The organism is Pseudoalteromonas sp. SG41-5, from assembly GCF_014164495.1.
In the GTDB taxonomy this organism is placed as follows: domain Bacteria; phylum Pseudomonadota; class Gammaproteobacteria; order Enterobacterales; family Alteromonadaceae; genus Pseudoalteromonas; species Pseudoalteromonas rhizosphaerae.
In genome coordinates, this window is sequence record NZ_JACJFH010000077.1 from 1 (window position 1) to 15,453 (window position 15,453).

Below are 15,453 nucleotides of genomic sequence, written 5' to 3' on the forward strand. Positions count from 1 at the left end.
GTGATTACTTATACTCATAGTAGATGCTTAATTGCGAGGGAATTGAAATGAAAAAATGTGTATTAGTTTTAGTCGGCAGTTTATTTATGTTGCTGGGATTATTTTTTGCTATTGTACCAGGCCCTTCTTTGATCTTTTTTATTGCAGGGCTTATGTGTTTCTCTTTTTATTACCCTAAAGCACGCCATTATTTAGCAATTTGCCAAAAAGCGCTGACAAAATCTTGCGCGTTCTTAGATAAGAAGTTAGCCCGATAAAAGTTATAAATAGGCTATAACATATTGAGTAAACAAAAATGCCAGCAATAACGCTGGCATTTTTTATACTTTAACGATTATTTTGCTAATTTTTTAGCAAGGTATAACCAAGTTTCAAGTACTGTATCTGGGTTTAGTGAAACAGAATCAATTCCCTGCTCTACTAACCACGCAGCAAAGTCTTCATGATCTGATGGACCTTGACCACAAATACCAACATACTTTCCTTTTGCTTTGGCAGTTTGAATTGCCATAGAAAGTAGTTTTTTGATTGCAGGGTTACGCTCATCAAATAAATGGGCAATTAATCCTGAGTCACGGTCTAAACCAAGCGTAAGTTGCGTTAAATCGTTTGAACCGATTGAAAAGCCATCAAAATGTTCTAAAAATTCATCAGCAAGTAATGCATTTGATGGAAGTTCACACATCATGATTACTTTTAAGCCATTTTCGCCACGTTTAAGACCATGTTCTTCAAGTAATTCAATAACACGTTTACCTTCTTCAAGGGTACGTACGAATGGGATCATGATTTCAATGTTGGCCATATCCATGTCGTTACGAACACGTTTGATTGCTTCACACTCTAGTGCGAAACAGTCACGGAAATCTTCCGAAATATAACGTGCTGCGCCACGGAAACCAATCATTGGGTTTTCTTCTTCAGGCTCGTATTGTTGTCCGCCAACTAAGTTAGCATATTCATTTGATTTAAAATCAGACATACGAACAATTACACGCTCTGGTGCAAATGCACAGCCTAAGGTCGAAATACCTTCAACTAATTTAGCAATATAGAATTCAACCGGTGATTCATAACCTGCAATCATCTGTGTGATTTCAGCTTTTAACTCATCTGTTTGAGCATCAAAATTTAGCAATGCTTTAGGATGCACACCAATCATACGGTTGATAATAAATTCAACGCGCGCAAGACCAACACCTGAGTGTGGTAAGCGTGCAAAATCAAATGCACGATCTGGGTTACCAACGTTCATCATGATTTTCATTGGTAGTTCAGGCATTTTATCGACACGTGAAGTGAGGATTTCAAAATCTAAAATACCTTCATAAATAAAGCCAGTGTCGCCTTCAGCACATGATACGGTTACTTCTTGGCCTGCTTTAATTAGGTCAGTTGCATTACCACAGCCTACAACTGCTGGAATACCTAACTCACGGGCAATAATTGCCGCGTGACATGTACGACCACCACGATTAGTTACAATCGCTGCAGCACGTTTCATGATAGGTTCCCAATCTGGATCAGTCATGTCGGTTACTAAAATGTCACCTTGTTGAACTTGATCCATTTCTTTAATCGAATCAAGTACACGAACAACACCTGAGCCAATTTTATGACCGATGGCACGTCCTTCAACGACAACAGCACTGCTGCCATTTAGTTGAAAACGCTCCATAACATTCGTATCTTCGTTTGAACGAACTGTTTCAGGGCGAGCTTGTACAATGTATAGCTTGCCGTCATTACCGTCTTTTGCCCACTCGATATCCATCGCGCGGCCATAATGTTTTTCGATGATCACAGCTTGCTTTGCAAGCTCTTGAACTTCGGCATCGGTAATTGAGAATTTATTTGAAAGGGCTGCATCTACATCTACGATTTCTACTTGTTTACCATGCGCTTGATCGGAAGAGTAAATCATTTGAATCGCTTTTGAGCCAATATTACGGCGCACTACAGATGGCTTACCTTTAGCAAGTGTTGGTTTATGAACATAAAATTCATCAGGGTTTACTGCGCCCTGTACAACCATTTCACCTAGACCATAACTTGAGGTGATAAACACGACATCTTCGAAACCTGATTCAGTATCAATACTGAACATAACGCCAGACGATGACTTATCAGAACGTACCATGCGTTGAATACCCGCAGATAATGCTACGCCGCGATGATCATAACCCTGGTGAACACGGTATGAAATGGCACGGTCATTGAAAAGCGATGCGAACACATGCTTGATGGCGACCATTACTGAGTCGATACCACGTACATTTAGGAAGGTTTCTTGCTGACCTGCGAATGATGCATCAGGCATATCTTCAGCTGTTGCTGATGAACGTACTGCGAATGAAACATCGTCTGCTGCATTGCCGTGGAGTTGGCTGTATGCGTCGCGAATGGCTTGGTCTAAATTAGGTTGGAATGGGGTGTCGATAATCCACTGACGAATATCAGCGCCGACTTTTGCTAGTGTATTTACATCTTCCACGTCCAGTGTGTCTAAAATGTCGTGGATCTTTGCATTTAGTCCTGATTGCTCAAGAAACTCATTAAATGCGTCTGCGGTAGTAGCAAAACCACCTGGGACTTGTACACCAGCGTTTGCTAGGTTAGAAATCATTTCGCCGAGTGAGGCATTTTTGCCGCCAACACGAGGAACATCTTGCATACCAAGCTCTTGATACCAGAGAACGTATTCTTGCACGGATCTTTCTCCAAAAAAACAAATTGTAGTAATAACTGTGAGAGTTAAGAAAGAAAACCTTCTAAAAAGGTCACCTTCATTCTACACTGGCAATAGACCTTACGTAAACCGTAGGGTGGCTATTTTAACTATTAAACGTAATAAAAAGGTTAATATGAGAACTGCATTTTATATTTCTGACGGTACTGCTATTACTTCTGAAGTATTTGGCCACGCCACTTTGTCATTATTTCCCGTTGAATTTAATCATAAAACTATCCCTTTTGTTGAAACTGAAAAAAAAGCGAACGAAATAAAAGCATTGATCAATGCAACGGCACAACGCGAAGGCGAAAAACCTTTGGTTTTTTTTACTTTTGTTAATCACAATTTAAGTGAAATTATTCGCTCATCGAACGCCGTTACTTATGATTTCTTAACTACATTTAGTGAGAAAATTGAGCAAGAACTGAAAGTAGCGCCGGTGCCTAAAATTCATCGTACTCATTCAATGCATGAAAAAAGTTATGACTTTAGAATTGATGCCGTGAACTATGCGCTTACGAATGATGACGGCGCTAATATAAGTAACTATGCTGAAGCCGATATAATTTTGGTCGGCGTAAGCCGAAGTGGTAAAACGCCAACTAGTTTATATTTAGCGCTACAGTATGGTATTAAAGCAGCTAACTACCCCATCACTGAAGAAGATTTAGATTCGGGTAACTTACCACAGTGCTTAGTAGCCTATAAGCATAAGCTGTTTGGTTTAACGATTGATCCAGTCAGGTTGGCTGATATTCGCCAACGCCGTATGGCTAATTCAAAATACGCATCACTTAAGCAATGTCGAATCGAAGTACGCGAAGTTGAAATGCTGTATAAAAAACATAAGCTGGCGTATTTAAATTCGACCCATCACTCTGTAGAAGAAATTTCCGCTAAGATCATTTCTGATACTAACCTTGAGCGACGTAAGTACTAACTTCAATATAGCTAATTATAGTTACACAAGGTATAAAAATAATATCGGACATTAAAAAAGCCGCAGATGCGGCTTTTGATTTTTTGGACTAACTCTACTTACGTGCGTCTTTTAATAAATCTGCAACTAAGAAGCCAAGTTCTAATACTTGATCAGCATTTAAACGTGGGTCACACTGTGTGCGATAACGCTGTGCTAGATCGTCATCAGATAATCCGTAAGCACCACCAGTACACTCAGTAACATGTTGGCCAGTCATTTCTAAATGAACACCACCTGCATACGAGCCCTCAGCTTTATGAACTGCGAAGAACTGGCTGATCTCACGCAAAATATTGTCAAAGCTTCGGGTTTTATACCCTGATGTCGCTTTTTCAGTATTCCCGTGCATTGGATCAGAACTCCAAATTACTTTACGGCCTTCTTGTTGAACGCGACGTACTAAGGCCGGCAACTTTTCAGGAAGTACATCAGCACCCATACGTGTAATTAATGTTAAGCGCCCTGGGATGTTATCTGGATTAAGCGCATCAATTAAACGAATTAAGTCGTCAGGATCCATTCCTGGGCCAACTTTTACCCCAATTGGATTTTTAATACCTTTAAAGAATTCGATATGAGCATGATCAAGTTGGCGAGTACGTTCACCAATCCAAACAAAATGTGCTGAGCAGTCATACCAATCACCAGATAGATGATCACGGCGAGTAAGCGCTTCTTCATACCCCAGTAATAACGCTTCATGAGAGGTGTATAAATCAGTCTCTTTAAGGCTTGGTGCAATTGTTGAGTTAATACCGCACACTTCCATAAACTCAAGCGCATCTTGAATCTTATCCGCAAGTTGTTGGTATTTTTCTTTAAGTGGGTTTGCTGCAACAAAACCCATGTTCCAGCGATTTACCTGATGTAAATCTGCAAGTCCACCTTGTGCAAATGCGCGTAATAAATTTAATGTTGCTGCACTGTGATGATAAGCCGTCATTAAGCGTTGTGGATCGGGAATACGCGCTTGTTCAGTAAACTCAAAATTATTTACGATATCACCACGGTATGAAGGTAAAGATACCCCATCAATGGTTTCTAAATCTGCTGAGCGTGGTTTAGCATATTGCCCTGCCATGCGCGCAATCTTAACTACAGGGCATTTACCGCCATAAGTTAGTACGACTGCCATCTGTAATATTGTTTTAAATGTGTCACGAATATTAGCGGCATTAAAGTCACTAAATGATTCAGCACAATCACCACCTTGAAGTAAGAAGGCACGGCCTTCACAAACGTCTTCTAGTTGTTTAAATAAACTACGGGTCTCTTCTGCGAAGACCAGTGGCGGTGCACTCTTTAATTGGCCTTCAACAGTTTTCAGCGCTTCTTGATCTGGATACTGTGGCTGCTGAAGTATTGGGAGCTCTCTCCAGCTATTTGGGTTCCACGACTGCATATTAATTTCCTCATTCCTACATTTACCTGATAGATGAAAATTAACGTATGCAGTGCCCCTGTTCAAGGACTATATTCGCTAATTATCAATTATTTAGTTATGAGATAAATATTATTGATGATTTGCACTGTTCTGCCACCTTTTTATTTTTTAAAATATGCACAGGGTATTGTTTAACTTATTAATATAAAACATAAAATTAAATAATACAGCGAGACCTTAGTAAATAAACTAAGTGCCTACTCTACAACTGATAATAAGAACACATCATACTTAAATTGCAATGCTATGTAACCTTAACTTTACAGATGAAATTAGATTATTTTTTATATCAAATGGCTGAAGTTTAAAATATGTGCTAAGGGTGCTGAGTAATAAAGAGGTATACCTAAATTAAATGAAATTCAGTTCGTCTGATGTTGCTTGTAACTACCTTGTTTGATTCATGTTGGCACGTATCTCAAATTACTGATAGTTGTCAATTCTAGCCTGAATGACACTGCAATTAAATTAAGGCAATAGTATGTAATTGTAAAATTCGAGCGCTGGTTTGACTCCAACTCCTATACATCTTATTGGCCTATTTCTCAGCGTTCATACAACATTTTTATAATGCCTGGCTTAAACTAGATAGGTTTAGCAGCTTGTTATCACTGTAGTTCAGCTCTTTAACTATATCGACGATTACTTAAGCTTCATGGTTATAAAGTCTGTAAGCGCAGTTTATTTTCGTGCTCACAGCCATAAACTTACTCACTGCAACTGCACGACTGATAATTTGTAAGCTGTTTCAAATTAGATAATCCCCTGAAGCAAAATTGAAATAGTGTGCCTATGAGTAATTTATAGAATTGGTCACATCAATAAGCTCCCGTAAATTATTGCATTGATATACCAGTATCCATTGGCAACTGAAAACTACAATAGAGTTAGTCCTCACCCTTCAACTACACAACTTATACTTGAGGTAAATACTTCTATCGGATCGGAGATTATGCAATTGCAGCAACATGATGTACTTAATCATCAGCTCAAAGGCAATAATTAAACATACTTATTTAGAGATGATCGAACTTTTAAGTTAGAAAAACTATCAACCTATCCGTTATAAGGTCCTTACCAAGGGCAAAGAACACATCATACTTCATTTGATTTAAAGTATATACTTAGCATCAAGTAAAGTTAAACGATAAATAAACAGGTGATTGTGCGCTGCTTTGTTTTTAGTTTAACTGCGGCTATGGTAGACTATTATCATCTATATTGTATGATGTGTTCTTATGGTAACTAAAGTACAAATTCGCAGTCAGTTCGATTTACTTAGTGATTTAACTAATCACTTTATTGATGATTTAATGCAATGCGATTATTCAAAGGCTGATTATTATCAATTGCCTGATATTGATAGTAACGATGAAAAGATAGTCCCTCAATCGATCAATGTTACGAAAATTACAGGTGCTACGGGCCAAAAGTTGATTTTAAATTCATTTAACGATATCTATAAAAAATCAGGCTTAAGTAGTCGTGTTTTAAAACGTCACCCTGGGTTACTGGTAATAAAAAATGCGGATCAAAAACAACTTGTTGCTCGAATTCAACAATTAAATAAAGCTAAAGCTGCATTTAAAGAATGTATTCTAGCCATTGATAATAATGATGCTCGCTTTGAAGCGGTTCATAATGCGATACCAAATTTAATAACACTCGCCGCGTACCGTAAAATTCATTTTGAAGTAAACTCCCCTTTTTCAGTTCGTTTTACCTGGATGCACAAACACGCGACTAAAACACTGACAAAAAAGATGGCACTAGCCATGCTCGAAAAATCAGCCAGTTATTCCAATCCTAGAATGATAGATCAACTCAGTTGGCAAACACTCGTTGCTCAAGAACAATTACGTGTCGCTAGTTTAGGAGATAAAGATAAGTTACGAATAAGACGCCCCACCCGCGTTAGCCCACAAGTAAATGTGAGATACACCGCGCAAAATCGTTATCATGTTAGTGCCGCACTACCTTTTATTTTGATAAACCCTGAACCGGATGTAAAACTAGGTACGTTATCAGATTATCAAAAACCACAAAGCCATCCGCGTAAACGAGAGTATGATTTTCTTGTTGATAGATTATATTTGGAACAAGTTGATAAATAATTATGTTAAAAAGGCCGCTATATAGCGGCCTTAGTCAGAATAAGCTTAAGCGGTAAGTTAATCTTTGACTATTTCTTCAATTTTATCTTCGTCGATTAAAACTGCATTTTCAACTATGCGTTTACCACCTTGAATTTCAATACGTTTGTTATGCTTATTCAAAGTAAGTATTTCATCACAAAACTGATCTGAAGGATGCATCTCGTATGTATAATCTACAATGTTACCAGTTTTATCATCTTTAACATTCGTAATGCTATATTCTGAAATAGCACCTTTTTCGATAAGATCTTTCATCGTAGTGGTCATATCACGACGCAATGCTTTTAATTTATTTTCAGTGATATCGTCAGTTGAATAGATTGAGCCATATTTTTCCATGATAGATAACAATCTAAAATGATATGTTTTTCCTGGTGCCGCATAGCGCCAAAGATGATAAAGACGCAACATCATCCAGCGAGATAATCCGCGCTTTAATTCTTGCGCACTATTGAAATAGTAACCTTTGTATTCGAGGTTATCGATCATGTTATGGACAAACGCATTCAAGCACGCAACACATTTAACATTACCGCCCTGCCCTTTTTTACCACTAAAGTGCAAAGAAGAAAGAAAGTTCATATTTGATTCGTAAAATGAATCATCAATATTGGTATTTTTAGTATCTGTCGCTGAATACTTAAACGATAGCTTAGAACCTTGCAGTGCTTCTAATGCTTCTTTGATTTGTGGGTAAGGCATTGATTGCCCAACAGCTTTAAGTTCTTGCGCTAATTCGTTCATCGAAAAAACCACGGCATATTGAATACCGGACTTAAAATTGATTTTAACAATTTTACCTTTAGAAGCTAAACGGATTAATGCACGTTCTACTTTTTCTTCACGATCTGATGGCCAAACTAAATATTCAACATCTTCACCGTCTTTACGGGTACTTACTACCGCTGGAGTAATTTTAATTTCACCATCATACAAAATGCCATCCACTTTTTCGGATATTTTTCGAGTAATAATGGTTTTTTTAGGTGCTTCTTCGAGTGGTAATTTTTTATGGCCTGAGCGAACAAAACGTCCCCACAAATCATAATGATTAAAAGTATTCGAATAGGCCCTTAGTCCATGCGCTGCATTTTCTAATGAAACCCGCACATCTTTATTGTCTGTAAATAATGCGAGGCTTTCGTTATCTATTGCACTTTCCACCCCGTGGATCTGACCCCGTAATGTATCGGGTAAGTTATCTACCGAGATGTTGACCTTTCGGTTCATTGTTCTTATTTCCAATTTTATTGCGACAGCTAATAACAACACATTAAACAGAAAAAGTTAAATGTTTAAGTTAGTACAAAACTGATCTGGGATTAAAATATATGTTCAGATCACTATTTTACTAAGTAACCTTAATGATCTTGATTTTCAGATCAGTTTTTTACTAACACTACGGTTATAAGTCTAAATTTTACTAACTCACGCGTATTTTTGTCCGTGTATTTTTGTTTTTTAACCAAAAATACACGACATAAATCTAATTTTTACTAATGCCTGTGGATAATCATCGAATCAGTTAGCATAGATCTGATCTATACCTACTACAGATCAGATCTATACTAATTGAACAGCCTATTTATCCCGATTGTAAGTGGATAAGTTCTTAATTATCTTAGTAAAAAACTGATCTCAACAGCGGTTTTTGTGCGTAAACCTGTGTTCAAACTGTGCATAACTTAAGTATCTGATTCAGAGTTAGTAAAATTACGATCTGTCAGTTACTAAAGATCTGATCTTAACCAAGTATAAACCTGATCCACTTTTTTTACTATTATTTATATATATCAGAAACTTAGATGTCTATTTTATGCCCTTAACCTTTACTACCTTATATATTTAACCACCTTTAAACTTCTTTATTTATACTAAGCAATTTTAAAATTACAAATTAATTCTAAATGTCTTGTTATTAAAAGCCATGTCGTCATAAATAGTTGTTTACAGTCAATTGAATGGACATTATACTTAATACCTAACTTTGAGGAATAAAGTATGTCAATTCATAATAATGCGCTATCCACCTATCGGCTTTTAAAAGCAACTGCAGAAGTCGCAGAAAAATCATTAGCAGGACGTATTCAGCATTATCGTGCCCACTTAAAATCTGAAGAAAAAGAGCTTCGAACTTACACTCAAAAAGCAGCAGCAGATCTGTTAGGCTGTAACAATCGTACCTTAAAACGCCGCCATGACAATGGTGATTTTGATGAGCTAAACATCAAACGCGGTGCAAACGGCCATTACGCTTACACTTTGGTAAATATATTTGCTATGGCAGATATAATGGATATTCAGCCAGATCACCGCAATGTTGACGATAAATTACAAGTTATTGTTATCAACTCTCTAAAAGGCGGCTGTGGTAAAACAACCAGTATGGTAAATATTGCTGCAGCCCTAGCTACGACTAATATTAAACGTTACCGTATTGGTATTATTGATTTAGATCCGCAAGGGTCATCATCAAGTTTTTTCCCACCCAGTGAACCTGAACCGATCACGGTCGGTGATTTAATGCGAGATTGCATTGATTTAGATCCAGATGAAACTTGGCAGCAACTTGTTACAAATGCTTTTTTGCCTACGCATATCCCAAATATACGCATTTTGCCTTCTGGTATGGATGACTTTTACTTTGAACATGAAACTGCAACGTTGCTAAAAGATAGTTCAAGTTATGAAAAAACCCGTCATTACCATAAACTATTAGAAAAAGTTATTGATCCGGTCAAGGATCAATTCGATATCATTTTAATTGATACAGCTCCATCTCTTAACTTCATGTTTTATAATGCTTTAATGGCATCTACGGCAATGCTGATCCCGGTGCATCCTGAGGCCGTTGATTTCGATGCTAATAACAAATATTTAAAACGTTTAGGCGAGATCTATCATACCGTTGCATCTTTAGGTCATGAAGGCTGGGACTTTATGCAATTTTTAGTAACTAATTACGTAAAAGGCAATCATTCACAGCGTGACATCGTTAAAGATGTACGCAGTGCATTTGGTCGTCAGGTAATGAGTTACCCAATTAACCACAGCTCGGCAATTACAGCGAGCTCTTCGTCATTCAATACTATTTTTGATCAAAAAACATCTGACAGCTTAGCAAGTAGAGAATCACTGATCAGAGCTCAAGAAAATATAAAAGATGTTGTTGATGAATTAGAAATGCTGATCCGTTCAAACTGGCAATCAACACAATCTCAATTGAATGAAACTAAGTAAGGTAGTTAACAAAAAATGGCTAAAAAACGTAAAAATGACACCAGCTTAGATCCTTTTGCTACTTCAATTGGTAATAGCAATCTTGATGAATTACTAGAACAAGCAAACGCAGGCGATGTGATCAAAATGCCTGCACCAAGCGATCCTAATCGTCAGATCACACTCGTTTGCAAAGTGATCCCGCATGCTGAAATAGAAAGTACCACCAAGGTGTACGCAAAAAATCGTCGTGTTCAAGTATTACTCAATGAAAAGTCTGTCGCTGATATACTCCCTGCAATAGCCGAGGATGGTCGTAACCAACACCCCGCCCTATGTTGGGACAAAGGTGATGAAACGCTGGTATTAGCCGGCTCACGTCGTCGTATGGCATGTATAATCGGCAATGCTGACTACATGGTTCTTAGTTCGAGTGATTTTACAGATTTAGATGCTAAGATTTTAGCGGTATCGTCAGACCAATATATTGCCCCTAGCCTCTGGGAACTTGGCCAAGCATATCAACAAACAAAAGATGAGTTAGTTGCACAGGGAAAAAAAGGCTCTTACCGTGAAGTAGCCGCCATTGAAGGTGTATCGCATACAGCTATTGCTGATGCAATTAAAGCCTTTGAGAAGCTTCCTGCTGCTGTACTTGCCCTTTATCCAACAGCGAATCATGTTGGCCGTGAAGTAGCTAAAAAACTGATTGCAGCAAAAGAACGTGATGAGCATAGTTTTAATCAGCAAGTAAATCATCTGACACACGATAATAGCTTAGAAGAGATAATTGGTGATGATAAGCGTGCAATGGCGATCACTAAATTGCTTACCGCTGAGCCACAGTCAACTCAACGTCGAGAAGCACTACTAGAAAATAATTACATTAGCTTGCAACGTAATTTAAAAAGTGGTGATTTATCAATCAAAATTGATAATAAAGTGATGACTGACAAGCGCTTAGAACAGCTAACTAAGTTATTAAATGCATTTAACTAGTTAATAAAAATCTGATCTGAAGGCTTTTTTTGTTAGTAAAATTCTGATCCCAAACTGTGTTTTGTTAGTAAAATAATGATCTGAAATATCAATAAACCTTACTATTGAGCTCATAGATCATTTTTTTACTAACTGATTAGCTATATTTTTCACTCTTACCGCTATTTTTTTATAACTTAGTAAAAATGTGATCTGTAAACGCGCTTAATTATTAGCAATATGTTTATAACTTGTGGGTTTATTGTTGGTTAGTTGTGTTTAACTATTAAATTCAGCTGTTTTTGTATTGAGATCATTTTTTTACTAACTTATCAGCTCCAACCAGTCTTTTTAATCATTTTAATGCTTTAGCTCGACGCCGATAAATCATATACTGGTAAAATTATTTTTATTTTTTACTGCCCTGAGCAATATGTCTGCTAACTTATCTAAGAATGACCTACTCGCTATTTTTGAAGAGATCAAGCAAGAGCAAGCGACTCAATTTCCTTTATCTGAACGATTTATTAAACAGCTGTTTAAGCCTCATGTGCTCAGTAAAGCAAAAGAGTACGTAGCAAATGGTCAAATTAATTGGTTAGAGCATAATCATGATTTCTCTGTCATTGATGCCTCGGTGTTTGGAAATCAAGGCAGTACTTTTACCCAACACATAGAGATAAAGAAGTTAGCCAATGGTTTTGCAGTTGATCGACACTGTTCATGTAATGCCAAAACTAACTGTCGCCACTTGGCTGCTGTATTGTTAAAGCTGAAGATTGATCATTCTGGTGATTACGGCCAAGACTATATAATGAATGATTGGTTTGAAGAGCTAACAACACTTAAGCAAAACCAGTCAGCACAAGCTAAAAATGTACTTTTATTTGTGCTTGATGTAGAAAACAATCGGGTTATTTTAACACCAAAAATTGCCGCTTTCTCTGCAGAACATCAGTATACCCTCGGTAGAAACCTTACTGATCAGCAGCTTAATAGTTTTGTAACACCATCCGATTTACTCGAAACTGATTTTCGTTTATACAGTTGGATCCGTTCTCAAAATGCACTTGGTAATTTAGAGCTTAGAGGGCAATGGGGATTTAACGCATTGCAGCAGTTGATTGCTTCTCAGCGTTTGTTTTTTGGGCGCTCTCGTCAGTCGATTAAAGCAGATAGTGCTGAAGATCTGAGTTTTTCGTGGTCACACAAAAAAGATCTTATTCAATTAAATGTAAGTTTAACGGGTAAACAATCTTGGTTCTTACTTAAAACCACACCACCGACTTATCTTGATACAGAGTCACTACGCATAGGCCGTTTACGTACGCCACTAAGTGGTGAAGAAGTTGCTCATATCAAAGCGATCCCAGCCATTCATACTGCTAATTTTGATCGTGTCTATAAGCAATTAGCTGCAAATTTTGGTGACGGTGTAATACCTCATTACCAATCATCTGAACGTAAAAAAATAAAACGGGTAGCAGATACTTGTGCTGTTGTGGATGTTAGTAATAGCAATAACCAATTAAAGCTTACGCTTACCTTTAACTATCAAGATGGTAATTACGCTCCAAACTCAGCACCAGCAAATATTCTCAATGCATCGCTTGAAAATACCGTTATCACAGAGCTCACAAATTTAGGCTTTGAACTATGTAAAGGGGCTTTACAAAATGAGTTTGTTTTTAATAAACAATCAGTTATTCATCAGCATTGGTTTAAATACGAGGTTTTGCCTAAACTTCGTCAGCGTGGTTGGAAGGTAACTGATAAAAAACTAGTGATAAAAAAATCAATCACTAATGTCAGCTTGGATGTTAAACGTGGTAAAGGTCATCAAATTGTTAGTAAAATAATGATCTCAAACGCTAAAGCTGCCACCGTATTAGCAAACGATAATATAGAATTTCAATCACTTAATCGTCAAAGCGAACTTTTTTATTATTATGCAAATGGTAAACAGTTTGGAGTAATAACAAAACCAGCTTTTGATACGCTTACTGATTTTAAAGATCGTTTTGAGTTTATAAAAACACGCGATGAATTACTTATACCTTTATCATTTTTAGTACATTTAATGAAGATGAGCTGTTTTGCGGTTAACTTAGTCGACGACAGCTTAGAGTCTTATTTAGCTGAGCTAGATGCACCAGCTACTGCTACTACAGTGTTACATGGCTTGAATGCGGGCGTGCGGCTTCGCGAGTATCAACAGCAAGGCGTTCAATGGCTACAGTTCTTAAAACGCCATCAGTTAGGCGGAATCCTCGCCGACGACATGGGATTAGGCAAAACCTTACAAGTTATTGCATTTTTAGCTAACGCACGGCAACGAGAGCAAGCAGGCCCAACGCTAATTGTCTGCCCAACGAGCTTGGTAAGTAATTGGCAAAATGAAATGGCTAAATTCGCCAGTAGTATTAAAGTGACGACCCTATTTGGTAGCGCGCGGATTGAGCAATTACAACATTTAGCCCAGGCAGATTGCATTCTTACTACTTATCCATTACTCAAGCGAGATATCGCTTACTACTCGCCGTTGTATTTTGAGAATATTATTCTTGATGAAGCGCAGTATATAAAGAATGACAGTGCGCAAGTATCTCGTTTAGTTAAGCGTTTAAATGCACAATTTAACTTATGTTTAAGTGGTACACCGATTGAAAACAATTTATTTGAATTGAAATCATTGCTAGATTTTGCAATGCCTTCATTGCTTGGTTCACAGGCTCATTTTAAACAGCATTTTCAGACTCCGATTGAGCGTGACGCTGATAGTGATCGTGCTAAAGAGCTTAAATCACTGATCTTGCCTTTTATTTTACGCCGTACAAAAGTTGAAGTAGCACAAGAGCTACCACCTAAAACAGAGTTGATCAAAGAGTTTGAATTCGAAGCACAGCAAAAAGACATTTACCAAAGTATTACTGATTCTCTAGAAGAGAAAATGGTCGACCTGTTTGCTTCCCAAGGCGCGCAAAAGAGCAAATTAGCCTTTTTAGAGGCGTTATTAAAGTTACGACAAATATGTTGTCACCCGCGTTTGATTGACGAACACACCTCAGCTAGAAGTGCAAAACTTGACTGGTTGAGTAGCCATTTACCAGTAATGTTAAGCGAAGGTCGTAACATTATTATTTTTAGCCAGTTTACTTCTGCATTAGATATTATTGCGCAGCAGCTAGCATCACTGGAGATCAATTACAGCTTGCTTACGGGGCAAACGCGTCATCGCGATAAAGTGATCGAAGAATTTACCAGTGGTCAAACGTCGGTATTTTTAATTAGTTTAAAAGCTGGCGGTACAGGGCTTAATCTTACTCAAGCGGACACTGTGATCCATTTTGATCCTTGGTGGAATCCAGCAGTAGAAAAACAAGCGACAGATCGTGCTTATCGAATCGGTCAAACAAATCCTGTTTTTGTTTATAAACTGATAATGGCGAATTCAATTGAGCAAAAAGTATTTAAAATGCAACAACATAAGCAAGCGCTTGTTGATGCATTATTTACTGAAAAATCAATGAGTTTTACAAAATTTGATGAACAACAAATGCTTTCTTTGATAAAAAGTTAGCATTATTTCAAATTAGCCTGATTTATTTTGAACTAAATTAGCGTGAGGGCGTCTACTTCTTTGCTTGTTGTTAAATTGCAGTTTACACACAAGCATCATTGTTGATTTCCCCCTATTTGGTTACTAGTTTTAGTAATGATTGAGCCAGCCCATTTTGAGCTGGCTTTTTTTATGCCTGCTATTTGGCTCATGCAATATTATTTTATCAATTTTAAATTTATTTTGAACTAAAGTAGTTTGAGGGCGTCTACTCTTTTGCTTGTTGTTGAATTGCAGTTTACGCAAGCATCATGTTGATTTCCCTATTTGGTTACTAATTTTAGTAATGATTGAGCCAGCCCATTTTGAGCTGGCTTTTTT

Annotated in this window: 9 protein-coding genes; 6 read left to right on the forward strand and 3 right to left on the reverse strand. The window is 37.4% G+C overall.

Annotated features, from left to right (window positions below; all coding sequences use genetic code 11):
• Positions 1–47 precede the first annotated feature (47 nt).
• Positions 48–257 carry a PGPGW domain-containing protein gene (locus H5232_RS17165; RefSeq protein ID WP_145239030.1) on the forward strand — a complete coding sequence of 70 codons (210 nt, stop codon included), beginning with the start codon at positions 48–50 and terminating at the stop codon, positions 255–257.
• A 77-nt stretch (positions 258–334) separates the two neighbouring features.
• On the opposite strand, the gene ppsA is transcribed toward H5232_RS17165, so the two are convergent.
• Positions 335–2,710 carry a phosphoenolpyruvate synthase gene (ppsA, locus tag H5232_RS17170; protein ID WP_182831231.1) on the reverse strand — a complete coding sequence of 792 codons (2,376 nt, stop codon included), beginning with the start codon at positions 2,708–2,710 and terminating at the stop codon, positions 335–337.
• Between the two features lie 154 nt (positions 2,711–2,864).
• On the opposite strand from ppsA, the gene H5232_RS17175 reads away from it, so the two are divergent.
• Positions 2,865–3,674, forward strand: a complete 810-nt coding sequence (locus H5232_RS17175; protein WP_145239024.1) for a pyruvate, water dikinase regulatory protein — start codon at positions 2,865–2,867, stop codon at positions 3,672–3,674.
• A gap of 94 nt (positions 3,675–3,768) precedes the next feature.
• Here the strand turns inward: H5232_RS17175 and H5232_RS17180 are convergent, their stop codons facing one another.
• Positions 3,769–5,118, reverse strand: coding sequence for a class II 3-deoxy-7-phosphoheptulonate synthase (locus H5232_RS17180; RefSeq protein ID WP_145239021.1), 1,350 nt, complete (start codon positions 5,116–5,118; stop codon positions 3,769–3,771).
• A gap of 1,280 nt (positions 5,119–6,398) precedes the next feature.
• On the opposite strand from H5232_RS17180, the gene H5232_RS17185 reads away from it, so the two are divergent.
• Positions 6,399–7,274 (forward strand): DNA replication terminus site-binding protein, encoded by an 876-nt coding sequence (locus H5232_RS17185; protein WP_182794169.1) that lies wholly within the window; start codon positions 6,399–6,401, stop codon positions 7,272–7,274.
• A 57-nt stretch (positions 7,275–7,331) separates the two neighbouring features.
• On the opposite strand, the gene H5232_RS17190 is transcribed toward H5232_RS17185, so the two are convergent.
• Positions 7,332–8,546, reverse strand: a complete 1,215-nt coding sequence (locus tag H5232_RS17190) for a replication protein A (RefSeq protein ID WP_145239015.1) — start codon at positions 8,544–8,546, stop codon at positions 7,332–7,334.
• Positions 8,547–9,317: 771 nt separating this feature from the next.
• Here H5232_RS17190 and H5232_RS17195 point away from each other — a divergent pair.
• From H5232_RS17195 to H5232_RS17205, 3 genes are all read left to right on the forward strand, one after another.
• On the forward strand, positions 9,318–10,556 hold the full coding sequence (locus H5232_RS17195) for an AAA family ATPase (protein WP_145239012.1): 1,239 nt from the start codon (positions 9,318–9,320) through the stop codon (positions 10,554–10,556).
• 15 nt (positions 10,557–10,571) lie between these two features.
• Complete coding sequence (locus tag H5232_RS17200; RefSeq protein WP_182757810.1) at positions 10,572–11,534, forward strand: transcriptional regulator; 963 nt, start codon at positions 10,572–10,574, stop codon at positions 11,532–11,534.
• Between the two features lie 412 nt (positions 11,535–11,946).
• The gene (locus H5232_RS17205; protein ID WP_182831232.1) at positions 11,947–15,093 is read left to right on the forward strand and encodes a DEAD/DEAH box helicase; all 3,147 of its coding nucleotides are present in this window, start codon (positions 11,947–11,949) and stop codon (positions 15,091–15,093) included.
• Positions 15,094–15,453 lie beyond the last annotated feature (360 nt).

Excerpts from the sequence above, each read along its gene's own strand:
- H5232_RS17165 (WP_145239030.1), top strand. The coding sequence starts at position 48 with ATGAAAAAATGTGTATTAGTTTTAGTCGGCAGTTTATTTATGTTGCTG.
- H5232_RS17175 (WP_145239024.1), top strand. The coding sequence starts at position 2,865 with ATGAGAACTGCATTTTATATTTCTGACGGTACTGCTATTACTTCTGAA.
- H5232_RS17180 (WP_145239021.1), bottom strand. The coding sequence starts at position 5,118 with ATGCAGTCGTGGAACCCAAATAGCTGGAGAGAGCTCCCAATACTTCAG.
- H5232_RS17185 (WP_182794169.1), top strand. The coding sequence starts at position 6,399 with ATGGTAACTAAAGTACAAATTCGCAGTCAGTTCGATTTACTTAGTGAT.
- H5232_RS17190 (WP_145239015.1), bottom strand. The coding sequence starts at position 8,546 with ATGAACCGAAAGGTCAACATCTCGGTAGATAACTTACCCGATACATTA.
- H5232_RS17195 (WP_145239012.1), top strand. The coding sequence starts at position 9,318 with ATGTCAATTCATAATAATGCGCTATCCACCTATCGGCTTTTAAAAGCA.
- H5232_RS17200 (WP_182757810.1), top strand. The coding sequence starts at position 10,572 with ATGGCTAAAAAACGTAAAAATGACACCAGCTTAGATCCTTTTGCTACT.
- H5232_RS17205 (WP_182831232.1), top strand. The coding sequence starts at position 11,947 with ATGTCTGCTAACTTATCTAAGAATGACCTACTCGCTATTTTTGAAGAG.